Genomic DNA, 557 nt, shown 5'->3' with positions numbered 1-557 from the left:
ACCACCGCCTTGCGGTGTCCAGACCGCTTGGCAACCGCCAGTCCCCAGGTCTTCACCTTGTCGCGACGCTTGAAGCGCGTCAGCAGCGCGCTCGCCGCCTCGTAGAGCGCGCGCCGCACATCGGCGTCGCCCGCCTTGCTGATCGGCCCCTGCACATCGATCGAGGTGCCCGACTGCCAGCGCCGCGACGTCAGGCCAAAATACGCCGCGACATCGCGTGACCGCCGAAAGCGCGACGGATCGTCGATCGCCGTCATGAAGCTCAGCGCGGCGATCGGCCCGACGCCTGGAATCTGCATGAAGCGCCGGCACAGCTCGTGTCCGGCGACCAGCTTGACGACCAGGCCGTGCAGCCGACAGTACTCCTTCCACAGCGCCGCACGGGCATTGAGCATGGCATCGATCAGCTCGCTGATCAGCGCGTCGCCGGCCACCGCGTCGCGCACGGCCTGCGCAAATCCGCCGCGGCCGACGCGGTTGAGCCGGATGCCGAACGCCTTCAAGGAGTGCCGGATCGCGTTCTCGAGATCGAGGAATTTGCGCTTGAGATTGCGGCG

The 557-nt window shown here is 67.7% G+C and carries 1 protein-coding gene; it reads right to left on the bottom strand.

Translation table 11 applies throughout. The annotated features are described in order from the left end of the window. Positions 1-557: transposase (locus tag HL666_RS33835; RefSeq protein WP_172185804.1), on the bottom strand; the 557-nt coding region annotated here is incomplete at both ends.

The organism is Bradyrhizobium aeschynomenes (genome assembly GCF_013178945.1).
Lineage (GTDB): Bacteria > Pseudomonadota > Alphaproteobacteria > Rhizobiales > Xanthobacteraceae > Bradyrhizobium > Bradyrhizobium aeschynomenes.
Note: the sequence above shows the minus strand (reverse complement) of the source record. Positions and strands in the feature narration are given on the sequence as shown.